Source organism: Pseudoalteromonas sp. ASV78, assembly GCF_047806705.1.
In the GTDB taxonomy this organism is placed as follows: Bacteria; Pseudomonadota; Gammaproteobacteria; order Enterobacterales; family Alteromonadaceae; genus Pseudoalteromonas; species Pseudoalteromonas prydzensis_A.
In genome coordinates this window covers 532,824-559,554 of sequence record NZ_JBLOPA010000002.1, presented here as the reverse complement: position 1 = coordinate 559,554, position 26,731 = coordinate 532,824, and the positions used below count along the sequence as shown (strand labels likewise).

General features: G+C 42.5%; 21 protein-coding genes. 16 read left to right on the top strand and 5 right to left on the bottom strand.

The window, feature by feature from the left end:
• Positions 1-34 precede the first annotated feature (34 nt).
• The gene (locus ACMVDV_RS20560; RefSeq protein WP_304182733.1) at positions 35-982 is read right to left on the bottom strand and encodes a LysR family transcriptional regulator; all 948 of its coding nucleotides are present in this window, start codon (positions 980-982) and stop codon (positions 35-37) included.
• 118 nt (positions 983-1,100) lie between these two features.
• Here ACMVDV_RS20560 and ACMVDV_RS20555 point away from each other — a divergent pair, with 118 nt between their 5' ends.
• The 6 genes from ACMVDV_RS20555 to ACMVDV_RS20530 all read left to right on the top strand — a co-directional run bounded on the left by ACMVDV_RS20555 (position 1,101) and on the right by ACMVDV_RS20530 (position 8,869).
• Positions 1,101-2,267 (top strand): efflux RND transporter periplasmic adaptor subunit, encoded by a 1,167-nt coding sequence (locus tag ACMVDV_RS20555; protein ID WP_416159459.1) that lies wholly within the window; start codon positions 1,101-1,103, stop codon positions 2,265-2,267.
• 8 nt (positions 2,268-2,275) lie between these two features.
• Complete coding sequence (locus tag ACMVDV_RS20550) at positions 2,276-5,431, top strand: efflux RND transporter permease subunit (RefSeq protein ID WP_416159458.1); 3,156 nt, start codon at positions 2,276-2,278, stop codon at positions 5,429-5,431.
• Positions 5,424-6,800, top strand: a complete 1,377-nt coding sequence (locus ACMVDV_RS20545) for a TolC family protein (RefSeq protein WP_416159457.1) — start codon at positions 5,424-5,426, stop codon at positions 6,798-6,800. The genes ACMVDV_RS20550 and ACMVDV_RS20545 overlap by 8 nt, the downstream gene beginning before the upstream one ends.
• A gap of 17 nt (positions 6,801-6,817) precedes the next feature.
• Positions 6,818-7,843: a zinc-binding dehydrogenase gene (locus ACMVDV_RS20540; RefSeq protein WP_416159456.1), complete on the top strand. Its 1,026-nt coding sequence runs from the start codon at positions 6,818-6,820 to the stop codon at positions 7,841-7,843.
• Between the two features lie 84 nt (positions 7,844-7,927).
• Complete coding sequence (locus ACMVDV_RS20535) at positions 7,928-8,332, top strand: NUDIX hydrolase (protein WP_304182267.1); 405 nt, start codon at positions 7,928-7,930, stop codon at positions 8,330-8,332.
• A 48-nt stretch (positions 8,333-8,380) separates the two neighbouring features.
• On the top strand, positions 8,381-8,869 hold the full coding sequence (locus ACMVDV_RS20530; protein ID WP_416159455.1) for a GNAT family N-acetyltransferase: 489 nt from the start codon (positions 8,381-8,383) through the stop codon (positions 8,867-8,869).
• Here the strand turns inward: ACMVDV_RS20530 and ACMVDV_RS20525 are convergent.
• Genes ACMVDV_RS20525 through ACMVDV_RS20515 form a run of 3 tightly spaced genes read right to left on the bottom strand, consistent with a single transcriptional unit; the run spans position 8,856 to position 12,370 of the window.
• On the bottom strand, positions 8,856-9,479 hold the full coding sequence (locus tag ACMVDV_RS20525; protein ID WP_304182265.1) for a PqiC family protein: 624 nt from the start codon (positions 9,477-9,479) through the stop codon (positions 8,856-8,858). The genes ACMVDV_RS20530 and ACMVDV_RS20525 overlap by 14 nt on opposite strands.
• Complete coding sequence (pqiB, locus tag ACMVDV_RS20520) at positions 9,479-11,134, bottom strand: intermembrane transport protein PqiB (RefSeq protein WP_304182264.1); 1,656 nt, start codon at positions 11,132-11,134, stop codon at positions 9,479-9,481. Before pqiB ends, ACMVDV_RS20525 begins: the two co-directional genes overlap by 1 nt.
• A 9-nt stretch (positions 11,135-11,143) precedes the next feature.
• Positions 11,144-12,370 carry a PqiA/YebS family transporter subunit gene (locus tag ACMVDV_RS20515; protein WP_304182270.1) on the bottom strand — a complete coding sequence of 409 codons (1,227 nt, stop codon included), beginning with the start codon at positions 12,368-12,370 and terminating at the stop codon, positions 11,144-11,146.
• A 150-nt stretch (positions 12,371-12,520) separates the two neighbouring features.
• Here ACMVDV_RS20515 and ACMVDV_RS20510 point away from each other — a divergent pair, with 150 nt between their 5' ends.
• Positions 12,521-13,297 (top strand): substrate-binding periplasmic protein, encoded by a 777-nt coding sequence (locus tag ACMVDV_RS20510; protein ID WP_304182263.1) that lies wholly within the window; start codon positions 12,521-12,523, stop codon positions 13,295-13,297.
• Here the strand turns inward: ACMVDV_RS20510 and ACMVDV_RS20505 are convergent.
• Positions 13,286-14,101, bottom strand: coding sequence for an acyl-CoA thioesterase (locus ACMVDV_RS20505; protein ID WP_416159454.1), 816 nt, complete (start codon positions 14,099-14,101; stop codon positions 13,286-13,288). The two genes, ACMVDV_RS20510 and ACMVDV_RS20505, sit on opposite strands and share 12 nt — an antisense overlap.
• Positions 14,102-14,345: 244 nt before the next feature.
• Between ACMVDV_RS20505 and dnaK the strand changes: the two genes are divergently transcribed.
• The 9 genes from dnaK to upp all read left to right on the top strand — a co-directional run bounded on the left by dnaK (position 14,346) and on the right by upp (position 26,710).
• On the top strand, positions 14,346-16,265 hold the full coding sequence (dnaK, locus tag ACMVDV_RS20500) for a molecular chaperone DnaK (RefSeq protein ID WP_304182261.1): 1,920 nt from the start codon (positions 14,346-14,348) through the stop codon (positions 16,263-16,265).
• Between the two features lie 212 nt (positions 16,266-16,477).
• Positions 16,478-17,611 (top strand): molecular chaperone DnaJ, encoded by a 1,134-nt coding sequence (gene dnaJ / locus ACMVDV_RS20495; RefSeq protein WP_416159453.1) that lies wholly within the window; start codon positions 16,478-16,480, stop codon positions 17,609-17,611.
• A gap of 351 nt (positions 17,612-17,962) precedes the next feature.
• Positions 17,963-18,196, top strand: a complete 234-nt coding sequence (locus tag ACMVDV_RS20490; protein WP_304182259.1) for a FeoA family protein — start codon at positions 17,963-17,965, stop codon at positions 18,194-18,196.
• Positions 18,193-20,514, top strand: coding sequence for a Fe(2+) transporter permease subunit FeoB (gene feoB / locus ACMVDV_RS20485; protein ID WP_416159452.1), 2,322 nt, complete (start codon positions 18,193-18,195; stop codon positions 20,512-20,514). The genes ACMVDV_RS20490 and feoB overlap by 4 nt, the downstream gene beginning before the upstream one ends.
• An 84-nt stretch (positions 20,515-20,598) precedes the next feature.
• Positions 20,599-21,060, top strand: coding sequence for a Cys-tRNA(Pro) deacylase (gene ybaK / locus ACMVDV_RS20480; protein ID WP_416159451.1), 462 nt, complete (start codon positions 20,599-20,601; stop codon positions 21,058-21,060).
• 309 nt (positions 21,061-21,369) lie between these two features.
• The gene (locus ACMVDV_RS20475) at positions 21,370-23,625 is read left to right on the top strand and encodes an acyl-CoA dehydrogenase (protein WP_416159450.1); all 2,256 of its coding nucleotides are present in this window, start codon (positions 21,370-21,372) and stop codon (positions 23,623-23,625) included.
• Positions 23,626-23,820: 195 nt separating this feature from the next.
• Positions 23,821-24,783 (top strand): kinase, encoded by a 963-nt coding sequence (locus tag ACMVDV_RS20470; protein WP_416159449.1) that lies wholly within the window; start codon positions 23,821-23,823, stop codon positions 24,781-24,783.
• Entirely contained in the window at positions 24,780-25,751 is a 972-nt protein-coding gene (locus ACMVDV_RS20465) for a Gfo/Idh/MocA family protein (RefSeq protein ID WP_416159448.1), read from the top strand. The genes ACMVDV_RS20470 and ACMVDV_RS20465 overlap by 4 nt, the downstream gene beginning before the upstream one ends.
• A 329-nt stretch (positions 25,752-26,080) precedes the next feature.
• Positions 26,081-26,710 (top strand): uracil phosphoribosyltransferase, encoded by a 630-nt coding sequence (upp, locus tag ACMVDV_RS20460; RefSeq protein ID WP_304183850.1) that lies wholly within the window; start codon positions 26,081-26,083, stop codon positions 26,708-26,710.
• The last annotated feature ends 21 nt before the right edge of the window (positions 26,711-26,731 follow it).

Genomic DNA, 26,731 nt, shown 5'->3' with positions numbered 1-26,731 from the left:
GCCGAAGTGGGAGGAGACTATCACACCCGGTTTCTTAACCACCTTGATACATTTGCGCAAACTCTGGGATATTACTTTCCCAAAGTGGCGTGTCTTTGCCTAGATGTTCACGCATTGCATCAAAGAATAACCGTGTTCTTACCGGTAAATCACGATGCGGATATACGGCGTACATGGCGCTGTATTCTTGCAGCTTGATGTCGGTTAACAAAGGCACTAATCGACCTTGTTTGATTTCATCGCCAATAATAAATGCCGGTGCAAGTACGTAAGTGGTGCCGGAAAGGGTTTTATCGAGCAGTACTTCAGCGTCATTGGCTCTAAACACACTTTTAATTTTTTGCTCTTGCGGTAATCCGTATTGATCCACGTAGCGAATACCTTCAACGCGTAACGAGGTGCTTGAATAACTGGCCGCGGGTAAATCAGCTAAATCTTCTATTTTTGTTGGCAATCCATAGGTTTGAATGAATTCTGGAGCGGCCAAAATCAACAATCTATTGCGGGCAATTTTGCGCGCGATCAGTGATGAATCTTTGGGTTCACCAACACGAAAAGCTAAATCAAATCCTTCAGACACCAAATCAACCAGTTTATCGTCAAGTCGTAATTCAACTTCTACTTGCGGGAAGCGTTTTTGAAAGTCATTAATAACGGGCTGTAGATAACGCCTGCCGATAATGGTTGATGAGGTTATTTTTAATACCCCGCGCGGCTCTTGGTGATAATTTTCCGCTAAACGAACGGTTTCGCCGAGTAATTGCCGTAATTCACTGGCTTTTTTTACCATCTCGGCACCAGCGGCGGTCAGCGAAAATGAGCGGGTGGTGCGGTTCAGTAAACGTACCCCTAAATCATCTTCGAGACGACTTATTTGTTTTGAGATCACTGAGCGATCAATATTGCGGGTTTCTGCTGCCTTGGCAAATGAGCCTCGCTCAACCACTTCTAACAACATTAATAAACGACTCGTGGTATCCATTAATTACTCACCAAAATTTAATTGATGCCATATTGGCATTAATGAATTTAAAAATCTACGGTTTTTGTCCGCATGTTTGTTCCGTACCATGAAAAAATACACCAACAGGAGCGTCGTCATGAACAAACACTTAATAGCCATTGCAGTTTTAGGGGCATCACTTGCCCTTGCCGGCTGTGCTGAAGAGCCAGCCCAACAAAGTAGCCAACAACATCTTCAACCAATTGATGTTGCTTCGGTGATCATCAAGCCTGTGCAAAACTGGCATACCTACACCACGCGTTTAGAAGCGCCAGAAGAAGTCTCCCTTATGCCGCGTGTGGCTGGGGTTATTGAGCATATTGCCTTTAATGAAGGCGATATTGTAAAGCAAGGCGATTTACTGTTTAAACTGGATCCCCGCCCTTATGCGGCTGTGGTAGCGAGTTTAGAAGCACAGGTTGTCAGCGCAGAGGCTGCATTATCGCAAGCGCAAAGTGAAGCAAAAAGAGCGGTGCGATTAACGCAGCGCAAAGCGATTTCAACAGAGCAAGCAGAATCACGTACTTCAATGTTACACCAACGTGAAGCACAACTTGCGGCTTTAAAAGCGCAGCTTATCGCTGCCAATTTAGATTTAGAATTTACTGATATCCGCTCACCGATTGATGGGGTGATCTCCCGTGCCAACATTACCAAGGGCAATAACGTGCTGGCAGGACAAAGTGTGTTGACTTCCATTGTCTCAAATCAAACTATGTATGCTTACTTTGATGTTGATGAGCGCACTTGGAATAGCGCATTTGAAGAAGTAACAGCGGCGGATCGTCAACAAGTGGTGATGCAGAAAGTGGGTCAACGTGCATTTGCGCACACCGGATATATCGATTTTATTGATAACCAAATTAATGCTGCAACAGGCACGCTACGTGTCCGCGCACGATTTGATGAAAATACGGCATTACGTGCGGGCTCTTTTGCGCGGATCAAATTAGCGGCAAATGATATTACAGAGCAAGTTATTGTGCCTGATAAAGCCATTGGTACTGATTTGAAAAACCGCTTTGTGCTGACTGTCGGCGCAGACAATGTGCTTGAATATAAACTTGTTACAACCGGTGAGCGCTATGGCAGCTTCCGTGCAGTTACGGCTGGTTTAAAAGCGGGCGATGTCATTGCCGTCAATGGTCCAGCGCGCGTAGGCCCAGGTATGCCGATAGCACCGAATACCGTTACTTTAGACACCGAAGGTGTGGCTTTTACATTATCGCCAACAGCGCAGCACACGCTAATGGCTAAGAAGTAGGACGAATAATGAAATTTTCACACTTTTTTATTCAACGACCGATATTTGCAGCCATGCTGTCATTGGTGATTTTAATTGCCGGTGCTATATCGTTGTTTCAATTGCCTGTCAGTGAGTACCCAGAAGTTGTACCGCCGACCGTTGTGGTCACGGCGAATTACCCAGGTGCAAACCCGACAGTGATCGCGCAAACGGTGGCAACCCCATTAGAGCAAGAGATCAACGGGGCAGAAAACATGTTGTATATGTTTTCGCAAGCGACCAGCGATGGACGTATGACACTGACGGTCACATTTGCACTGGGAACGGATCTAGATCGTGCCCAAGTACAAGTGCAAAACCGTGTTAATAGTGCTTTGCCGCGTTTACCGCAAGAAGTACAGCGTTTAGGTGTAGTTGCTGAAAAGTCATCACCCGATTTAACCATGGTCGTGCATTTATTTTCACCTGAAAAAACCCACGATACCGCGTATTTATCAAACTATGCTGATCTGTATATTAAAGACCAAATTGCACGTTTGAGTGGGGTGGGAGATGTGCAGTTATTTGGCGGTGGCCAATATTCAATGCGCGTGTGGCTCAATCCTGATGCTTTAGCGGCACGAGAGTTAACTGCGATGGATGTAGTAACTGCGCTACGTGCACAAAACCAGCAAGTTGCAGCGGGTAGTTTAGGCGCACAGCCAACATCAACAGATAGCCAATTTCAAGTATTGTTGAATGTAAAAGGGCGTTTAAACAGTGTTGAAGAATTTCAACAAGTGATCATTAAAGTCGGTGAGCAAGGGCAATTAACGCGTTTAAGTGATATTGCCCGTGTTGAACTTGGCCAAAATACTTACTCGCTAAGAGCTGAGCTTGATAATCAACCAGCACTTGCGATGCCGATATTCCAACGTCCTGGTTCTAATGCGATTGAGCTTTCAGATCAAGTACGCGAAACCATGGCACGTTTATCGAAAGATTTTCCAAGTGGGGTTGAGTACGACATAGTTTATGATCCAACCGTGTTTGTACGCGGTTCAATTGATGCCGTAATTACCACTTTACTCGAAGCGATTGCGCTGGTTGTGGTTGTGGTGGTGCTATTTTTACAAACCTGGCGAGCGTCGATTATTCCGTTAATTGCGGTGCCTGTGTCACTGATTGGTACTTTTGCGGTGATGCAATGGTTAGGGGTATCGATCAATACGCTGTCGTTATTTGGTTTAGTATTGGCCATTGGTATTGTGGTTGATGACGCCATTGTGGTGGTCGAAAACGTGGAGCGAAATATTGAACAAGGTTTATCGCCACTGGAAGCAACCCGTGTCGCGATGACTGAAGTGACAGGACCCATCATCGCGATTGCGTTAGTACTGTGCGCGGTGTTTATTCCTACTGCATTTATTACCGGTCTTTCTGGGCAATTTTATAAGCAGTTCGCGTTAACGATTACTATTTCTACGGTTATTTCAGCATTTAACTCATTAACCTTGTCACCTGCGTTATCGGCACTGTTATTAAAAAGTCATGATGCTAAACCAGATGCACTGACTCGTTTACTGAATCGTTTATTTGGTCGTTGGTTATTTGCGCCTTTTAACCGAGTGTTTGACCGAGGTGCCAAAGGTTATCAAAAACTGGTGCAAAAATTAATGCGCATGACCGCCATAGTGATGGTTGCTTATGTGGTATTACTTGGCGGCACAATTAAATTATTTGATACTGTGCCAGGTGGCTTTATTCCGGCACAAGATAAGCAATACTTAGTGGCTATTGCCCAGTTGCCTGATGCGGCGAGTTTAGATCGTACCCAGGATGTAATTGGCCAAATGCAAGAAATTGCACTGCAGGTGCCAGGTGTTGCGAATACCGTTGCTTTTCCAGGCTTATCAGTAAATGGTTTTACTAATAGCCCTAATAGCGGCATTGTGTTTACAACGCTGGAAGCATTTAGTGAACGCAGTGATCCAAGTATGTCAGCGATGGCGATTGCAGCGCAATTAAATCAACGCTTTAGTGCGATTGATGAAGCATTTGTTGCGGTCTTCCCACCGCCGCCAATCCAAGGTTTAGGCACCACGGGTGGGTTTAAACTGCAACTAGAAGACCGTGGTAATAAAGGCTTTGAAACGCTATTTAACAGCTTACAAACGGTGATCGGTAAAGCACAGCAAGATCCCGCGTTAATGGGACTCTATTCAAGCTTTAGAATTCAAGTCCCGCAAATGGATATTGATATTGACCGTGAACAAGCGCTTATTCAAGGTATTCCTCTGGATGAAGTATTTAATGCGCTGCAAGTCTATTTAGGCTCGATGTACGTCAATGATTTCAATTTATTTGGTCGTACTTACCAAGTAAATGCGCAAGCTGATGCGGACTATCGCCTTGATCCTGAGCAAATATTGAATCTAAAAGTGCGTAATAGTCGCGGTAATATGGTGCCACTGGGATCAGTATTAACGGCCACCCCCAGCACCGGCCCTGATCGCGTTATGCATTACAATGGCTATCCAAGTGCAGAGCTTAATGGTAGCCCAGCGCCTGGCTACAGTTCAGATCAAGCACAGCAGGCAATCGAGCTGATCTTGGCTGATAACTTACCAAGCGGTATTGAATATGAATGGACCGAAGTGACGTTCCAGCAAATTCTTGCCGGTAATACCATGGTGTACGTGTTCCCGTTGGTGGTGTTATTGGTCTTTATGGTATTGGCTGCGCAATATGAAAGCTTACGTTTACCACTGGCGATTATTTTAATCGTACCAATGACTATATTCTCCGCCTTAATGGGAGTATGGCTGGTCGGTTCAGACAATAACATTTTTACTCAAATCGCCTTAATTGTATTGGTGGCACTGGCATCTAAAAATGCCATATTGATGGTGGAGTTTGCACGGGATAAAAATAACCACGGACTGAGTCATTTTGATGCCATTTTAGAAGCATGTCGGATGCGTTTACGTCCTATCCTAATGACTTCAATTGCGTTTACTGCGGGTGTTATTCCATTGGTATTAGCAACCGGTGCTGGGGCTGAAATGCGCCATGCCATGGGCAATGCGGTGTTTTCTGGGATGATTGGGGTCACAGTGTTTGGCTTATTGTTTACACCGGTTTTTTATATTTTAGTGACTAAAACGCGTAAAGAGACTACGCAGGAGCAAATTAATGAGTAACTATAAATTAACCGCTCTTGTTGTTGCGAGTTTATTAACGGGCTGTGCGAGCAAAATTGATGAGCAGCAGTACCAAACTCAACTGCAAGAGTTTGTTGCACAGACGCAGATAGCTGCACAGTTACAAGGTCAAGACGAACTTAACTGGTGGCAGCAATTAAATTCAAGCCAACTCAATAATTTAGTGATGAGTGCTCGCGCTAATAATCATGATTTGCATACTAGTCAGTTGCAGTTACAAAGTGTGCTTGCCCGTTTAGGCGAACAAAAAGCCCAGTACTTACCGCAAGGGGGAGTGGCCGTTGACGCCACTCGCGCAAGTATTGGTGATGTGAATACACGTCAATCAGCGGCCAATGTAAACCTTGATTGGCAGCTGGATTTGTTTGGCAAGATCACCGCGCTTGTTAATGCCGCAAATGCAGGCGCGATGAGCCAAGCGCAGCAGCTGCGCGCTTTGCATATTGAAGTTGTTAGTTCTGTGGTAAAAGGGTTTGTCAGCTTTCAAGGCAATAAGCAAAAACAGCAGATCATTGAATTACAAATTGAAGCATTACAGCAAAGCATTGCGGTGCTGCGAGCTAGGGTTGAAGAAGGCGTCGCTAATGAGCTTGATTTAAACCGCACCTTGGCACAATTAAAGCAACAGCAGGCCTTGTTACCAGAAATTGAATATGCACAATTTCGTGATTTAGCGACGCTTGCGACATTAACTGGACAGTTACCTGGCGATCTAAGTTTGGTTGATGAACAAAGCGTATTTGAACATGCGTTTACGGTAAGTTTGGCAACCCCCAGTGATGCCATTGCACTGCGCCCTGATATTAGCCAAGCATTATTTGAATTTAGCCAAGCTAATTCATTAAGCGTGGCTGCGAGTAAGGCATTGTTGCCAGACATCAGTTTAACTGCGTTTGCAGGAGTGCTGAGTTTAGGAAACAATCAACTCTCAGATACCGCACAGCAATGGCAAGTTGCGCCACAGATCCAGTGGTCACTGTTAAGTTACCCTGCGTTACTTGCACAACGTGATGCACAGCAGTACTTGAGTGAAGCGGCTTATAGTCAATACCAACAAGTGGTGTTGAATGCAATGGCACAGAGTGAACTTTCATTGCAGCTATTAGTCAAACAAAGTCAACAACAAAGCTATGCCGAACAGCGTTATGAATATGCAAATAATGCCTTTTTGCAAGCGCAGGCAATGTATCAAGAAGGGCAAATACCCTACTTAGAGTTGTTAGATGCGCGACAGGATGTTTTAATAGCGCAGGAAAATGCAATTGACTCAACGATTTCATCATTACTTGCTAAAGTAGACACTTACCAAGTATTTAATGGACGTTGGAGTTATGCGTTAGTTAATTAAGCTAAGTTGAGTTTTTAATGCCACATACTGATCTTTTATCAACAATCCCCGCCACAATGCGTGCGATTGCGTTACTTGAACCTAATGAACAGATACATCTATCTGAGCTTGAATTACCGGTGCCTGATGTCGTAGACAACGAACTGCTGATCAAAGTTGAGTATGTTGCGTTAAACCCGGTTGATGCGTGTTTTGCAAAGCACGGTTTTTGTAAATGGCAATACCCTCACATACTCGGCCTTGATGCTGTTGGCGTGGTAGTAAAAGCGAGCAAAGGCGTGTTTCCAGAGGTCGGTGCGCGGGTAATGTGGCATGGTAATATTGGGGAACAAGGCGTGTTATCACAATACGCGAAAGTGCCTAATTTTGCTGTGTCACAGGTGCCTGATGAAGTGAGCTTAAAGGATGCTGCTACTTTACCGTGTGCGGGTATGTCGGCATTAATAGCACTTGATAAACTGCAATTAACCGAAGGCGACTCGATTTTAATTGAAGCGGGTGCAGGAGCTGTAGGCCAATTTGCAATTCAATTTGCAAAGCAGCGCGGCGCGACAGTATTTACCACTGCAAGTAAACGTAATCATAAACTGGTTAAGCAATTGGGTGCTGACGTGGTGTTTGACTACGCGGATAAAAAACTCAGCGATAAAATTCGCAAAGAGCTTGGGCCGCAAGGCTTTGATGCGGTGCTTGATTCTATTGGCGGGGAAACCACGGTACGTAATGTCGAATTAATGCGCTTTTGTGGTCGAATTGCCTGTTTAAATCCATTGCCTAAGTTTGAACAAGAGTTAATGTTCAGGCGCGCACCTAATATCGGTATTGTCTCGTTAGGTGGTGCGTGGTTGGCAAACAGTTTATGCGCTCAACAACGAATGAGCTTTATGGGTAATTTATTGCTCGATAATTTAGCCAGTGGCAGTATCAAAATACCGCAGATCAGTGAAGTTGAATTTAACGCCAGCAGCATTTCACAGGCGCTTAATAAGCAAATTGCTGGTGGTTTTACCGGTAAGCAGGTAGTGAAAGTTAGCCATGCTTAAGTGTTAACAATGCGCCATAATTTTTAAGCCTCGCAATTGCGGGGCTTTTTGTTATTGTTTAAGATTATTAACTTAGGGGGAAATATGGCATTTACAGATTTTTATCGCCTCAGTGCCCATGCAGTGATCACCAATGCAAGTGGTGAGATTTTGCAGTTAAAAGCAAGTTATGGTGAGCAAAGTTGGGGATTACCTGGTGGCGCGTTAGATGTGGGGGAAACAGTACATCAAGCCTTGCTGCGCGAATGCCAAGAAGAGCTTGGCTGTGCGGTGAAAATTGAACACTTAACAGGTATTTATTACCACAAAGCATTTAATTCTCATGCTTTTATTTTTAGAGTCAGCTTGTTAAAAGATGCTGTGATCACACTCAGTGATGAGCATTTAGAACACCGCTATTATAAATTGTCTGAGCTTTCCAAGGTTCAACAACATAGAGTCACTGCGTGTTTAAATTACAGTGGCACAGTTGATAGTGCCGCATTTTAATCTAGCTGCCTGCACGACTAATAGCACTCATTAAGTGGAAAACGAGATATGAATACGAAACGGTTAGTTATTCGCCATGGCCAGCTAAGTGATGCGCCATTTATTCTTAGTTTATTAAACCAGCCGAGTTTTTATCGTTACATTGCTGATAAAGGTATTTACACTAAACAACAGGCTGAGGAATATTTACAAAAAACCTTTATTGATGGCCACCAACAACAGGGCTTTGGCCCGTATATTGTGGCAAATAAACTGGGTGTTGCAATTGGTATGGTCGGTTTATTTCAACGAGCAGCATTAGCAGTGCCTGATATAGGCTTTGCGTTTTTAAAGCAATACACCGGGCAGGGCTTTGCCTATGAAGCGGCTGCAAAATTATTAAGTGTTTACCAAGGTAAATTTCCACAGATTGCCGCGATAGCTGATGTTGACAATAAATTGTCGCACAAGTTATTAAATAAACTCGGCTTTACAGCATACGGTAAAGCAGTGCTGAATAATGATAGCACTGCTTTAGTGGTGTTTATTCGTGACTAAGCGCACTGAGGGTCGCGGCGACTTGTTTATTAATATTCTGCCAGTTTAGCTCTAAACTGGCGACAAGGCCTTCGTAATCATCAGCAATTAACGGGTTAACCTCACTAAAATAATGAATTGCTGTTAAAGAGCGGCCCTTTTCAAACGATGTATAATACAGACGCCATAAACCAGAAATATCCGCATTACCTTGACTATCACCATTAAAATGATGAAGTTCATATTCTAATTCATAATAACTTTGCTGATCTTTAGCGGTGATCACCGGCAATCCTGTGACTACCATCCAGTCATCAAGGGCGGTAAAAAGTACTTGATGGGCACTGGCGGTGAGCATTTGATCTGGGGCTTCGCTCCATAAGTGATAGTTTGCGGCGTTAACTTGGTTGTTGTCCAGTTTCATGGCAATACCACGGTTATTCAAGGCACCACGTAAACTGACAGTACTAACGCGCAATTGCGCTGATGTATCAGTGCTAGTGCGTTGCATTGGTTTTATGGTTTGTTCAAACTGATAATATTCAACCGGTGCATTAAGTGATTGGCTGCACCCTGATAATAACACCACGGCGATAACAGCAAAAAATTGTAGTCGTAAAAATGTGCGCATTATTGTTTCCTCGGTGTTGGATCGCCTGGCAGTGATTTATCAAAAATAAACATATTAGGTTGCTCATTCAAGCCGCGCGAGAGTGGCTGTAGCTCCTCACTTAAGCGTTTAAACTCTGAAAGCGTTTGTTGTAACTGGTGATGTAATGAGGAGCCTTGTTGATAACTGGCCATGGTTTTTTCAAACTGTTTCATGGTGACATCAAATTGCTGCATGCTTTTAGTCATTTCAGCAAAATTACGATTAATGTCCCCAGGTAAATTTTGCGTATCTTGTTTGCTTAACAAGGTACGCATTTCATTCGCCAGCGCTTGGTAATCAGCAAACGCGGCATCAATTTGCGCTAAGCTGTCTTCAATTTTTAAATTATTTACTTTATTTAACACATCCGAAACTTGATCTGCTAATACGGTGATGCCACTGGAAACACTCGGAAATACTTGATATTGCGACAGTGTTTCTAACTTCGCTGCAGGTGCATCGTGATAAATATCAAAATCGACATACACGGCACCAGTGAGCAAGTTGCCTGGTTTCAAAGAGGCGCGCATGCCATTTTTGATCCAACCATCAACACTACTTTGCCAAAATTCTTTGGCTGACGCATTGTTGTGGTAAATACGGCCATACTCTATTTTTATCAAAGCGGGTACTGCGGTATTATCGGTTCTAAAGTGAGCGGGTTTACCATCGACGATCACTTGGGCGGGTGCTTCCACCACTGTGCCTACACGCATGCCTCGATATTCAACTGGGGCGCCAGCACGTAAGCCTCGAATAGACTGCTCAAACTCGATTAAGTAATAATCAAAATCATAAAAACGCTCTTCTAGGGCATCTTTGTAGCTATTACTAAGGGAAAAGTTATGGCCTTCTTGGGCAAAATCACCCGGTGACTGTTGCTCAGGCAAGCCAACCGAGATCCCGCCTTTTAATAACCGGCTTAACGAACCTGTTTTTACATTAATGCCATCGGCAGATAAATCAATTTCAACACCGGTATTAACCCAGAAGATAGAGTTTAAGGTGATCAGGTTTTGATAAGGTTCGTTGATGAAAATACCGTACTTCATTGCTTGGTTTTGCCAATCAAATGTGGCTGTTTCAACCTGACCAATTTTATAATTCTTAAAAAAGATACCGGTGCTGACATCCATCACTTCAGCATCATAACTGAGTAATGAAAAGCGTCCGCCTTTGACATCTTTATCAATCAGTGCTGGCTCTTCTTGTAATTTAAAATAGTCTTTTGTTTTGCTACTTTCACCGGGCGAGAACTCTAAATACACCCCTGAAAGTAGGGTACTCATACCACTGATCCCGGTTTCATCAATACGTGGTTTAACGACCCAAATGTTGGCATCTTCGGTTAGTAAGCCGTCATAATGTTTATCAATTTGGGCTCGGGCAATAACACTGTTTTTGGTATCTGAAAGGCGAACATGATCAATTTGGCCGATTTTCACGCTGCGTACTTTTATTTCTGTTTTTCCTGCCACAATACCTTCAGCATGAGGCATTGAAATATAAATGGTTGCGCCTTTATTAGCTTGGTATTGGTAAAGCATCCACGCACCAACCAGCAACGCTATAACCGGTATGATCCAAATCGCAGAAATAATGGGTTCTTTTTTTATATTAGCCGTTTCGCTCATGCTGTTTCTCTAATTTATGGTCTTTTTATCATTGTTTGGCGAATCCCATAATAGCCGAGGATCAAACGCGTGTGCAGCCAACATTTGGCAAATCACCATGATAGTAAAAAATACAGTACCTAAACCTGGCGTTACTGACATTAAATTACCAAGTTGCACTAAGGCTACTAGAATTGCGACAACAAATACATCGATCATGGACCATTTACCAATAAATTCAGTTAATTGATAAACTCTTGTATAGCCTTTTGTTTGGCGATTGGCGGGTTTACTTACCAACAAGCATAAAAACGTTAAAATCAGTGCTTTCGCAAGCGGTACTACTACGCTTGCTAAAAAAATGATTAATGCAATTGGGTAGGAGCCGGCTTGCCACAGTGTTATTACCCCACCAATTAAGGTTGAGGGAGATTCATCGCCAAGACTGGTGGTGTACATGATGGGCAATAAATTGGCTGGAATATAACAGGCAATTGATGTCAGCAACCAAGCCACGGCTTTTTGTACGCTGTGAGGGTTACGGACATGGGTTTTGCTATTACAACGCGAACAATATTCGCCTTCACTGAGTTGATGGCAGACATGGCAGGCACGAATATCATTATCTATTGCGCGGTAGGGTAGTTTTGCTGCGGCAATTTTAGCTTGCGGCTGAATTTGGTCCCATAACCTGGCTCTGTTTAGATGAGCTAACGCGCTAATATAGAGGATCACAAACGCGACATAAGCCCAAAAACTAACGCCAAAGCTAATGTCCGCAAGCGACATTATTTTTACCATACTGACCAATACACCAATCAAAAATATCTCAGACATGATCCATGGCTCCAGCGCTAACGCAAACTTAAGTAAGCGTCTGGCAATCGTGTGTGGCAATACTTTTAACACCCCTAAATGCAGTGGAATAAGCATGGCGAGTAACATCATGGGTAAACCGATGATGCTGATATCGATAAACAGGCCTAGCAAATCACTGTCGTAATTAAATAAGATCCGTGCAGCATCGGGCAAAGTAATAGTCTGTGTTATGCCATTACTGCTAAATGAAATAAAGGGGTAAAACATGCTACTTAGTAGCATCAGTAACGCACTGATACTAAGTGCTACAATGCGACTATCATAATTTATATTTGCTGCGCAGAGTTTACTGTGGCAATGTGGACAGACGGCCATTTGTTTTGCAACTATGTGCGGAATGTCAATTATAAGATCACAATGAGGGCAGGCAGTTTGCAAATTAGTCGCCATAAGAGAAGTAATTTAAACCAAGTTTGCATCAATTAAAGGGTAAATACAAATGCGAGATTGGATTAACTAGACTAGCCTAATAAGAATGCAGTTATGCAGTTTTGCAATTAGTAAAAAGCATAGATTCAGAGAGGTTAAATGAAGTATTTTATAGCGATTTATTTAATTTTATACAGTGGACTTGCCATGAGCCTAACTGCGCCTAAGCCTAGCGATAGGATCACGGTTGCGGTAAGCCCATCTTTACCACCTTATGTATTTAGCGACGACGACACTGGTTTACAATTACAGATTTTAAAATCTGCGTTTAAAGATCAAGGTGTCACCAATCTCGATATTGTGTACATGTCTAACAAGCGAGCCGGGCAGTCGCTTGAAAAAATGGACGTGGATATTGCAATGAACTATGCAGGGGCTACCAACTCTGCGATTTATTCAAGTCAGAGTTTATTGGCTTATCAAAATGTCGCTATTAGTTTAAAGAAGAATAATTTTAAAATTAATAGCGTGTATGACCTTTCTGGCAAGAGTGTGGTTGCTTTTCAAAATGCCACTGAATTTCTCCCTGCGCCATTTAAAGCATTAACGACTAAATTACGCTCTTATGAAGAAGTGGTTTATCAAGCAGCTCAAGTTGATCAGTTAATGAAAGAGTGGGTTGATGTAGTCGTATTGGAAAAGCGGGTATTTTTATATTATTTACAGCAATACAAAGCAACCCATCCAATTCAACCAATCACAATTCACCCAATATTTCCTGAAGCACCTCGTCCGGCTTATTTTACCAGTAAAGTGCTACAAGAGATTTTTGATATGGGGCTGGCCCATATCATTGAAAATGGCGAATACAGTAAAATTATGGCCTTTGATGGGAGTGAATATACTCAGCTTGTTACCCCAAACTCAATCGAATAGGGCAACTGTTTGCCGAGTAAGCGCCAGTAATTCTCCAGATTGCGACCAAATACTGCCATCTTCTAGCCCGTAGCCATCTTTACAGTGGTGAGTTATTGCTTCAAAACCAAGCCACTCGCCTGCGGCCAACTGCGGTGTTTGTACAAACTCTAAATACCACGACATGCTACTAGCGGGGGCGGGTTGACTAAACATTTGTAATAAAGTCGGTGGCCATGCATCGGTAAGTGCAATGATATGGGCTTCACTAAGCTGCGCTGGTGATTGTTTTAATTTCATCCAGCCGCCTAAGTGTGATGTTTGAGCCGCAGTAAACGGCATGCTGCCTTGTTGTGGGCATAAATCAACATGTTGAAAAAATTCCGGCATTGCCCCAGCTTGAAATGGCAAAATGTAACGTTCATTGACAGGTTTCAGACTCATCGCTTTTGTAACCGGCACATTGATTGCGGAATCGCGTGATTTTGCAAAACATGCTTGTACAACCACACTCACTTGATTATTTTGCACTGCTTTTGCCAATACCTGAGTACTACTTTTTCCTTCACGTAACACTTCGACTATAAGTGAGAAATCAGTATCCGCTAATAAAGGTCCCACAAAGTTCGTACTAATAGAGAGTAAACGACGACTTGGTGCTATTTGCTGACGCATTGCTTGATAAAGTAGTGAGGCAGATAAACCGCCGAAAGCCGTGCGACCTTGGCACCAGTTAGCAGGAAATCGCATCGTTGCGTGAGCTTGTTCGGAAAGGGGAAGCTGACCTATCAGTGCCGCTTGCTGTAATAGTTGATCAAAATGCATGGTGATCCTTTGAGCCATTTTTTATTTATTAGTGATTTTATAACACATAAAAACTCATCAGACCAGATTGTGAAATAGCCTCTAATGATGCAAAAAACGACAATCCACACATTAATTAGGGTTATTTGCAAAATAAATTGCAAAAAAACAGTTTTTTTTCATTTTTACAGTTGAATTAAGTTTGTGGCATCCCTATTTACTAGTCATCGAACGTATTAACGAATTTTGAAGTTGGAGAAGTTTCATGGGTAAAATTATTGGAATCGATTTAGGTACTACTAACTCTTGTGTTGCAGTACTAGATGGCGGCAAAGCACGCGTAATTGAAAACGCGGAAGGCGATCGCACTACACCATCAATTATTGCGTATACGCAAGATGGTGAAACACTTGTTGGTCAACCTGCTAAACGTCAAGCAGTGACAAACCCAACCAATACATTATTTGCGATTAAGCGTTTAATTGGTCGTCGTTTTGAAGACGAAGAAGTACAACGCGATATCGGCATTATGCCTTTTAAAATTATCAAAGCAGATAATGGCGATGCATGGGTTGAAGCGGGCGGCGAAAAACGCGCTGCACCACAGATTTCAGCCGAAGTATTGAAAAAAATGAAGAAAACTGCTGAAGACTTCTTAGGTGAACCAGTAACTGAAGCGGTTATCACTGTTCCTGCATACTTTAATGACTCACAACGTCAAGCAACCAAAGATGCTGGTCGTATCGCGGGCCTTGAAGTTAAACGTATCATTAATGAGCCAACGGCTGCTGCACTTGCATACGGCATGGACAAAAACAAAGGCGAAAACATCGTTGCAGTATACGACTTAGGTGGCGGTACTTTCGATTTATCAATCATTGAAATTGATGAAGTTGAAGGCGAGCACACATTTGAAGTACTTGCTACCAACGGTGACACTCACTTAGGTGGTGAAGATTTCGATAACCGTGTTATCAACTACTTAGTTGCTGAATTCAAGAAAGATCAAGGTTTAGATTTAAAAACTGATCCACTTGCAATGCAACGTGTAAAAGAAGCAGCAGAAAAAGCAAAAATTGAACTTTCATCAGCACAATCTACAGAAGTAAACCTTCCGTATGTAACCGCTGATGCAACAGGTCCTAAGCACATGAACGTGAAACTAACACGTGCGAAGCTTGAGTCACTTGTTGAAGACTTAGTACTTAAGTCAATTGAACCACTTAAACGTGCGCTAGCTGATGCTGATTTATCAGTAAGTGACATCAACGACATCATCCTTGTCGGTGGTCAAACACGTATGCCACTAGTGCAAAAAACAGTAACAGAGTTTTTTGGTAAAGAACCGCGTAAAGATGTTAACCCTGATGAAGCCGTAGCCGTAGGTGCCGCGATTCAAGGTGGTGTACTAGCTGGTGACGTTAAAGATGTACTATTACTAGACGTTTCACCACTGTCTCTTGGTATTGAGACAATGGGTTCTGTGATGACGGCACTAATTGAGAAAAACACCACGATCCCAACTAAGAAATCGCAAACATTCTCAACGGCTGAAGATAACCAAGCTGCGGTAACGATCCACGTACTACAAGGTGAGCGTAAACGTGCTAGCGACAATAAATCTCTGGGTCAATTTAACCTAGAAGGTATTCGTCCTGCACAACGTGGTACACCACAAATCGAAGTAACGTTTGATGTGGACGCGGACGGTATCTTACATGTATCAGCAAAAGATAAAGATACAGGTAAAGAGCAAAAGATCACGATTCAAGCATCTTCAGGTTTAAGCGATGAAGAAGTTGAAAAAATGGTTCGTGATGCAGAAGCGCACGCAGAAGATGATAAAAAGTTCGAACAGCTAGTTGCAGCTCGTAACCAAGCGGATGCGTTGGTTCACGGTACGCGTAAGCAAATTGAAGAAGCTGGCGATGCACTGCCAAGTGAAGATAAAGAGGCTATCGAAGCTGCCGTTGTAGATTTAGAAGCTGCCATTAAGAGTGACAACAAAGAAGAGATTGAAGCTAAAACTCAAGCTCTAGCTGAAAAGTCACAAAAATTAATGGAAATTGCACAAGCTAAAGCTCAACAAGCCGGTGGCGAAGGTGACGCAAAGCAGCAACAATCTACTAAGCAAGACGACGATGTAGTTGATGCAGAGTTTGAAGAAGTGAAAGACGACAAGTAATTGTTACTAGCGCTTCGCCTAACTGAAAACACGATGACTGATATCGTAATTTAAGTTAGGATGAACAACTTAGGCGCGCAGGCACAAGCTTGACGCGCCTTTTGCATGTAAAGACTTGCAGGCAATAGCTTTAAAAATTAATGGTAAATCGATACGATTTATCGATTTATCCGCAGCAATGCTGCAGTAGCAAAAAGAGTAGTGTGATAGATATGTCAAAACGCGATTATTATGAAGTCCTTGGTGTGGCAAAAGATGCCAGCGAAAGAGACATTAAAAAAGCGTATAAACGCTTAGCGATGAAATATCATCCAGACCGTACCGCAGGCGATAAAGAACTTGAAACTAAGTTCAAAGAAGTAAAAGAAGCTTACGAAATACTCACTAGTGAGCAAAAGCGCCAGATGTACGATCAATATGGTCATGCCGCATTTGAACAAGGTGGTGGTGGCGGTCATCATGGTGGCCACGGTCAAGGTGATTTTGGTGATATTTTTGGTGATGTGTTCGGTGATATTTTTGGTGGCGGTGGTCGTCGTCAATCACGTCAGCAACGCGGTGCCGATTTACGTTACAACATGGACTTAAGCTTGGAAGAAGCGGTTCGTGGTAAAGAAGTTGAAATTAAAGTGCCAACCTGGGTGAGTTGTTCACCATGTGATGGCAGTGGTGCTAAAGCGGGTTCTAAACCGAAAACATGTACGACCTGTCATGGTGCAGGGCAAGTGCAAATGCGCCAAGGCTTCTTCGCTGTACAACAAACGTGCCCAACTTGTCAGGGTACAGGTCAGATTATTTCTGATCCATGTAATAGCTGTCACGGTCAGGGCCGCGTTGAGAAAACTAAAACTTTATCAGTTAAAATTCCAGCAGGCGTTGACACTGGCGACCGTATTCGTTTGTCAGGTGAAGGTGAAGCTGGTGCGCATGGCGCTCCTGCCGGTGATTTGTACGTGCAAGTATCTGTACGTGAGCATCGCATCTTTGAGCGAGATGGCAATAACTTATACTGTGAAGTGCCAATTGGCTTTACCACAGCAGCGTTAGGTGGCGAAATTGAAGTACCAACACTTGATGGCCGTGCTAAGTTAAAGATCCCAACTGAAAGCCAAACCGGTAAAATGTTCCGGATGCGTGGTAAAGGCGTTAAGTCTGTACGCAGTGGTGCAGTTGGTGATTTGATTTGTAAAGTGGTGATTGAAACACCCGTTAACTTAAATGAACGTCAGCGCGAGCTACTACAAGAACTTGAAGTAAGTATGGGTAAGGATGGTTCAAAAAACCGTCCAAAAGAAAAAGGCTTTTTTGATGGTGTAAAAAAGTTCTTTGATGACCTAACCAAGTAATACTTAGTTATTTAACATAAAAATGGCGCCAAATGGCGCCATTTTTTATTGACTAACAAAAATAGGTAATTATACCAATCGACTTAAATATTTAACCATTCTAGCGAGCTAAATAAAGCGCTAACTGCGTTATAATTTTTTTAAGTAGAACAACTACATGTCAAAATTTATGCCTTGTTATCACTCCATTTATCTGTCGCTATAAATGGTCAGTAACTTAACACGATTGGTATTATGTGTCTTTGTCGCTTTATTTAGCATGCTTATCGATATGATAATTAGTCTCACTTGCATGATTGAATAATCGGCGTAAAATCAGCGCCATTGATGTATTTAGTGAAATGAAATGGCATGGTAACGCTCGACAAATTAGTAATAGGCCAACACGGCTCTGTAGTAAGCATTGATCCCAATGCGAGTTTGTTACGGCAAAAATTACTTGCGATGGGTTTAACGCCGGGTGCTCCTGTTCATGTATTACGCTTTTCTCCGTTTGGCGATCCTATGATTGTCAAAGTTCGTGGCACTGTGCTGAGCCTTCGCAAAGCCGAAGCAAAATCAATTAATTTGGAACTCGCAGTATGAATCCAAACATTGCCGTTATCGGCAACCCTAATTGTGGTAAAACCACACTCTTCAATGCGTTAACCGGCAGCAAACAAAAAATAGGTAATTGGTCAGGTGTGACTATCGACAAAAAAATTGGTCAATTTAAAGTGGCCGATCAGCATGTTGATTTAGTGGATTTACCGGGCACTTATTCGTTGGATGTTAATGCCCAAACCCCGTTGGATGAAAAGATTGCCCGCGATTATGCCCTCAGTGGTGAATCGCAACTGATCATTAATATTATTGACGCATCAAACCTTGAGCGTAATTTATACCTTACAGCCCAGTTACTTGAAATGAAAGTACCATTGGTCGTGGTATTAAACATGGTGGATGTAGCAAAGCGCAATGGTTTAACAACCGATCCTCAAGCACTTGAAAAACGCCTCGGATGCCCTGTAATTGCCCTAAGTGCAAATAATAAAAAAGACATCAGCGCCTTAAAAGAGTGTATAGCGCAAGGTTTAAAATTTAAAAAAGTATCAGCACAGCAGCCAAGTTATGATGAAAAGGTAACGCAAGCTGTAAATAATATCACCACAAGTTTAGCGGCACATAGCGCGCCTTTAGCAAACGTTGATAGTCAGTGGCTTGCACTGCGATTATTAGAGCAAGATGAAAGCTGTTTTGGTTATGCTGATCAACAGACTTTATCAGTGGCTGAAGCTGAGTTTTCACAATTTGCCGACCATCACCAACTAGATGTATTGTTTGCCAATGGCCGTTATGAGTTTGCCAACCAGCTCGCTGAACTGACTCAAAATGGCAAAGGCATTGCCAGTGAAACGATCAGCGATAAAATTGATGCTGTTGTGATCAACCGCTTTTTAGGCATTCCGATTTTTTTAGCGATCATGTACTTAATGTTTACCATTGCGGTTAATGTTGGTGGGGCGTTTATAGATTTTTTTGATATCGCCGTAGGCGCTATTTTAGTCGATGGCTTTGGCCAGCTGCTTAGCTCATTAGGTTCACCCGATTGGCTTCGCGCTTTACTGGCCGACGGTTTAGGCGGTGGTATTCAACTTGTCGCTACCTTTATTCCGGTGATTGGCTTTTTATACTTTTGTTTAGCCTTTATTGAAGATTCAGGTTACATGGCGCGAGCTGCATTTATTATGGATAGGTTAATGCGTGCCATTGGCCTACCCGGTAAAGCGTTTGTGCCATTGATTGTGGGTTTTGGCTGCAATGTGCCCTCGGTGATGGCAACACGAACCTTAGAAACTCATAAAGATCGTTTACTGACGATAGCGATGTCACCGTTTATGTCATGTGGCGCGCGCTTAAGTGTGTATGCGCTATTTGTGGCTGCCTTTTTTACTACTAATGGCCAAAACTTAGTGTTCGCCCTGTATATATTGGGTATTGTGATGGCGGTATTAACCGGCTTAGTGCTGAAAAATACCTTATTCACACCCACGTTAACGCCATTTATTTTAGAGTTGCCAGCGTATCATATGCCAACTGCAAAAGGCGTGCTTTACAAAGCGTGGGAGCGGTTAAAAAGCTTTTCTTTGCGCGCGGGTAAAACCATTATTGTGGTGTTTGTAATTTTAAAAATATTAAGCTCAATTGGCAGCGATTTTACCTTTGGTAATGACAATACAGATAAATCAATGCTCAGCGAAATATCTAAAGTGGCAACGCCGGTGTTTGCTCCTATCGGGGTAGAGCAAGATAACTGGCCTGCAACCGTGGGTATATTTACTGGGGTATTTGCTAAAGAGGCCGTGGTAGGTACCTTAGACAGCTTATATGCTAATTTAGATGGCGTAGCTGCTACCGATAGCGACGATGTTAATGTTATCGATAAAGTCGGTGAGGCGTTTGCCAGCATTTCTGCTAATCTAACCGATGTGTTTGCCAATTTACTCGATCCGCTGGGTTTAAATGTCACGGTTGTGAGTGATCAAAGCAGCGCTGCGATTGATCAAGAAGTGAATATCGCTACTTTTACTACCATGGAAAACCTCTTTAGTAGCCAACTGGCAGCATTTAGTTATTTAGTGTTTGTGCTGTTGTACACTCCATGTGTGGCCGTAATGGGCGCTATGTATCGTGAAGCAGGAATGAAATGGATGCTATTTGTGGCAACCTGGTCAACGGGCCTTGCTTATATAACGGCTTCAGTGGTGTATCAAGTGGGTAACTTTAAGCAAGCACCGATGTTCTCGGCATTTTGGCTACTTGGCTGCGCTGTTGTGGTTGCCTTAGCCGTCAGCTCTATGCGTATCTATGGCAACAAAATGGCTGCTAAGAGCCGTTTGATCCCCGTTGTGAATATTATTTAGCTAACACATTAATTGTTAAAAAAGAGTATTTAGGTACTCTTTTTTTGCTAACGTTAAACAGCTTACAATTCGTTAGGGGTAATTATGACACCAGCAACACAGCTGTTAAAAAAACACCGAGTCCCCTTTGAGGTACTCAGTTATGAGCATGATGCAAACGCACACAGTTTTGGCTTAGAAGCGGTTGAAAAGTTAGCCTTACCCGCAGAGCAAGTATTTAAAACCTTAGTACTTGAAACGAACGCGCAGCAGTTAATTGTGGCAATCACACCGGTAACGCAGCAAGTTAATTTAAAGCTGTTAGCGAAAGCCTGCGGGGCTAAAAAAGTGCAGCTGGCAGCTGCGCAAAAAGTCGAAAATAGCACCGGTTACATTCTCGGAGGCGTAAGTCCATTAGGACAAAAAAAGCGCTTAGCAACTTATCTCCATAGTAGCGCAAAGCAGTTTAATATTATCTATGTAAGCGCTGGTAAACGCGGCCTTGAAATTGCACTTGATCCAAATACATTACTAAAACTGTGTAATGGCAAATTAGCCGACTTTTAGTGGTAATTTACAGTGTTAGTTAACAATCGATAGGCTAACACTACTCCCTTGCAGAAACTTTAACGTATCTTTGTTTTCCCTCATTTTGTTTCTGTTGTTGCTGAGGCTTAATTATTTTAGTGTTTTTTAGTAAAAAAAATCAACTAAATACTTTTCAGCGTACAAGCGTTAGCTCTTTTTATTCAATAGCTTAGATTTTCCCAAGAAAAATAAATTGAAAAAACTGTTAAAAATTTGGTTAGAGCAATTGATCTAATCTGATTTTTATGACGTAATAGAGGTATTGTTATCTGGTCGGATGAGTTAATCATGAGTTTACGCACAAAATTAAAAAAAGTATTACCAACTATTTCTATCACTGAACAAGAAGCCCTCGATGCGGGTGATGTGTGGTTAGAAGGCTCTATCTACCAAGGTAAGCCAGATTTTGACGCTTTACGTGCAGTACCTGCCGCAGTTTTAAGCGCAGATGAACAAGCATTCATCGATGGCCCATTACAACAACTATTGGGTATGATCGATGACACTGAAATTCAAAACGGTATCCACTTACCTGAATACATTTTAGATTTTCTGAAAAAAGAACGTTTCTTTTCACTGATCATTCCTAAATCATTCGGTGGCTTAGAGTTTAGCCCATATGCAAACTCAACAATCGTGGGAACCATTGCAACGAAAAGCTCTGCGGTTGCAGTAACGGTTATGGTGCCTAACTCCTTAGGTCCTGGTGAGTTACTACTGCACTTTGGTACTAAAGAGCAACAAGCGCATTATTTACCACGCCTAGCGAATGGCCGTGATATTCCATGTTTTGCACTCACTAGCCCAGAAGCAGGCTCTGATGCTGGCGGTATTCCAGATTTAGGCACAGTGACTAAAGGCATGTACAACGGCGAAGAAGTACTTGGCCTTGAGATCACTTGGGACAAACGCTATATCACCCTAGCACCGATTGCCACCGTGCTTGGTTTAGCATTTAAAGTAGTGGATCCAAATGGTTTGCTAGGCGGTAAAGAAAACCTCGGTATTACCTGTGCACTTATTCCAAAAGAGCACCCAGGTGTTGAACTTGGTAATCGCCATGATCCTATGGGCATTCGTTTTTACAACGGTACTACACGTGGTAACAAAGTATTTGTACCAATGGACTTTATCATTGGTGGGCAAAAGAACATCGGCCGTGGTTGGCAAATGCTGGTTAGCTGCTTAGGCGCTGGCCGTGGTATTTCATTACCGGCATTAGGTGTGAGTTCTTCACAAGTGGCCTTTAAAGGTGCTTCAGAATACGCCGCGGTACGTGAACAATTTGGTTTAGCGATTGGTCAGTTTGAAGGTATTCAAGAAAAACTCGCAGATATTGCTGGTAAAACCTACCTACAAGAAGCAATGCGTGTACTAACTACCGAAGGTTTAGGGATGGGCTTAAAACCGTCAGTTGTGACGGCAATTGCAAAATATCACATGACTGAAATTGGCCGCGACGTGCTTGACTCAGCAATGGATATTCAAGCCGGTAAAGCGATTCAAAATGGCCCGCAAAATACGTTAGCAAGTGGCTATGTTGCACAACCAATTGCCATTACGGTGGAAGGTGCAAACATTCTGACCCGTAACCTGATGATCTTTGGTCAAGGTGTAATGCGTTGTCACCCATATTTACAATCTATGGTTGAATCAATTCACAGCGAAGATAAAAACGCGGATAAAGAATTTAACCGTATTTTACGTAAAACAGTCGGTTATAGCGTAGCAAACAGCTTACGTGCATTTCGTTTAGGCGTATTACCATTTACAGCAGGTGCTAATTCACCACTGCCAGAAGTACGTGAATATGAAAAAGCAGCTCATAAATTATCAGCTAAATTAGCAGTCTATGCAGATTTCTCGTTACTGGTACTTGGCGGTAAACTTAAACAAGCGGAAATGCTATCAGCCCGTTTAGGCGATGTAATGAGCTTCTTATATGCGGCGATGGCATCAATTAAATATTATGAGCAAAAAATAGCAAGCAGTGAACGCGAGCAAGCAGCGCCTTACTTCCACTACGCAACACGTTTTGCATTACAAAGCGCCGAACAAGCATTACATAAGTTTTTAGACAACTTCCCTGCAAGTGGCACACGTAAGTTTATGCGTTTTATTACCATGAACTACTCAACTAAAATGCCAAAAATTAGCGATGATTTAATTCGCGAATTAGCAACACAAGCGCAGCTCGACACGGCATTTAAAAAGCAAATTACGCACTTAGTGAAACCGATTGAAGGTGATGGCCATTACATCAACGAGCAAGCGTATAAAGCGAAAATGGGCTGTTTAGACTTACTCGCAAAAGTGAAAAAAGCACTGCGTGCAAAAACAATTAAACCAGGCATTCGTTTTGCACTAACGTTAGATAATGCACTTGTTGCTAACGTAATCACTGAGGAAGAATACGCTAAACTGATTGATTACAACATCAAACGTGAACGCGCGATTCGTGTTGATGAGTTTGATTTTGATATGAACTTATTAGACGAAAACGCCCAGCCAGTGAATCCACTGAAAAGCGTTGTAAATCAGTAACAACTTGGTTTAAAAAATTAATTCAACAATGTAAGCGCCCAGCAGTTCGGGCGCTTTTATCTTTTAAGCCCATGCAATTTTGTGTGGGCTTTTTCGTGATCAGTTTTTACATGACTGCTCACCAATGTAGCTAACCCCTTTATTCTGCAACAGTTTATGCCATACTACGCACTAGTTGCGTAAACGTTGGTGTGTATGTCTTATCTGCCTTTAATTAGCCTTCATTATAAAAATATTAAAATCACTGAAACAATCACTGCTTTATGGAGCGGCTGTGGTGAAATAGTGCGTTGCTGTTTAGATGGTAAAGCCTGTGTGATCAAAGCGATTAGTGTGCCCGATCATATTAATCATCCTCGGATCACTCAAAGTGAGTTTGCCATTAACCGCAAGCGGCATTCTTATGAAGTGGAGTTTCATTGGTATCAGCAGTATGCCTCGAACTTACCAGCACAAGCGCGTGCGTTAAGTTGTTATAATACCTTAGAGCATCAACAGCAAAAGGTGTTAGTATTTGCTGATTTTGCAGCTTATGGCTTTACTAATGCGCAAGCAAATCATGCACATGTTGTAGCTATTATAAGATGGCTTGGGTATTTTCATGCCTTTCATTTTCAAGTTAAAGCTGATGGCCTTTGGCTGCAGGGGAGTTACTGGCATTTAGCGACTCGGCCAGATGAATATGAAAAAATGGCCGACAGTGCAATTAAACACCACGCTTACAATATAGATAAAACGCTGCGCGCTTGTCAGTATCAAACATTGATCCATGGCGATGCCAAGCTCGCGAACTTCGCTGTTAATAGTGCGACTATGGAAGTTTTAGGTTATGACTTTCAATATGTTGGTGCTGGCATTGGTGTTGTTGATGTGATGTACTTTTTGGGTAGCTGTTTAAATGAACAGCAGCTAGAGGATACGGCAGATGATTATTTGGCTGACTATTTTCAGCACTTTAGCAATGCGATGCAGACGTTTGGCAACAGTGAATATACGGCCGCTGTGATTAACGAATGGCAAAAATTATGGCCGCTTGCATGGGCTGACTTTTACCGATTTTTAATGGGCTGGAGCCCTGAGCACGTAAAAATTAATAGCTATATGCGCAAACACTTTAACACGATGCAAATAACAGACTTTGGGAGCAAAGCGAAATGACGAAACAGGTTCGTTGGGGAATGATTGGTTGTGGTGCGGTCACTGAAGTGAAAAGTGGCCCTGCGTATCAACACACAGAAGGCTTTGTGCTACAAGGCGTTACTCGACGAGATATCGCACTTGCTGAGGATTACGCAAAACGCCATAACGTGCCTATGGTATTTAAAACGGTCGATGAATTGATCGCAAGTTCTGAGATTGATGCTGTGTATATCGCCACACCCCCAGATAGTCACTTGGAACTGGCGCTAAAAGTGGCGGCTGCGGGCAAGCCGTGTTGTATTGAAAAACCACTGGCGCCTACATTGGCGCAAAGTGAAGTTATTCTTGAAGCTTTTAGTAGTAAAAATATTCCTTTGTATGTGGCGTATTATCGTCGCTCTTTACCGCGCTTTAATAAAATAAAGAGTCTTATAGATGCTGGCGAAATCGGCCAAGTACGCCATGTTAATTGGCACTTGAGTAAAGCGGCCAGCGAGCAAGATAGATCAGGTGAGTACAATTGGCGTACCGATAAAATCATTGCTCCAGGGGGCTATTTTGATGATTTAGCCAGCCATGGCCTGGATTTATTCGGTTATCTATTTGGTGATTATGAACAAGTAAAAGGGCTGGCAACAAACCAGCAAAATTTATATGGCGCTTTTGATGCAATCACTGCGTGTTGGCAACATAAAAATGGCATTACTGGCTCTGGCAGCTGGAATTTTGGTGGTTTCTCACGATTTGATGTAGTTAGTGTGTATGGTGAGAAGGGCGAGATCAGCTTTAGTGTGTTTGACGAACAAGCTATTACGGTTATTAGCGATAAAGGCGAAGTCCAGTACAAGATAGAAAACCCGCCTCATATTCAGCAATATCATGTGCAAAATATGGCGTCGTCATTACGTGAAAATGCGGCACATCCGTCAACAGGCCATTCAGCGACACATACCAGCTGGGTGATGGAGCAAATTTTACAGCAGTGATCAGCTATTGCTACGCTAAAAGCATGTTGTAATGCGCGTAGCATGCACGCCTGCCAGCGATGGTGGAAGTTTTGTACATAGTTATCAAAGTAGTTTGCTGGACTTTACTTTGTTCTGGATGCTTATAGATCACTAAGCGGTTAGTGAGAAAAGCGATTAGCCATAGTGTCGTTACTTTAAAAAATAATAATTGTTGCACTAAATGAGATAAAAGCGTTGTGTTAGAGCGATTAAATACTACTTTTATTGCACGGATCATGCTTTTTTAAAGTCTCGTGGAATTTTTTAAGCTAAAATAAGCCCAGTTTATTTTTATTTTAGGCACTATTATGACAATCCATGTAATTAATCATCCCCTTGTGCAACACAAATTAGGCCTTATGCGTGCGCATGGGATCAGTACCAAAAGCTTTCGTGAACTTTCTTCTGAAGTCGGTACTTTATTAACCTATGAAGCGACTAAAAACCTGCCACTTGAAAAAGTACAAATCACCAGTTGGGATGGTAATCCATTAGACGTAGAGCATATTAAAGGCAAAAAGATTACCGTAGTGCCAATTCTTCGTGCTGGCCTTGGCATGATGGATGGCGTTATGCAGTTATTACCGGCGGCTAAAGTCAGTGTGGTTGGTTTGCAGCGCAACGAAGAAACCTTAGAGCCAATTCCATATTTTGAAAAGCTAGTAGGCAAAATAGATGAGCGTTTAAGCTTAGTCATCGATCCTATGCTAGCAACAGGTGGCTCGATGATTGCCACTATCGACATGCTAAAGAAAGCGGGCTGTAAAGAAATTAAAGTGATTGTATTGGTTGCTGCACCTGAAGGAGTTGAAAAAACTCTGGCAGCTCATCCTGATGTGGAAATTTTTACCGCATCATTAGACAGCCACTTAAATGAAAAAGGCTATATTATTCCTGGCCTTGGTGATGCAGGCGATAAAATTTTTGGCACTGTGTAAACGTGGATAAATCGACCTTCT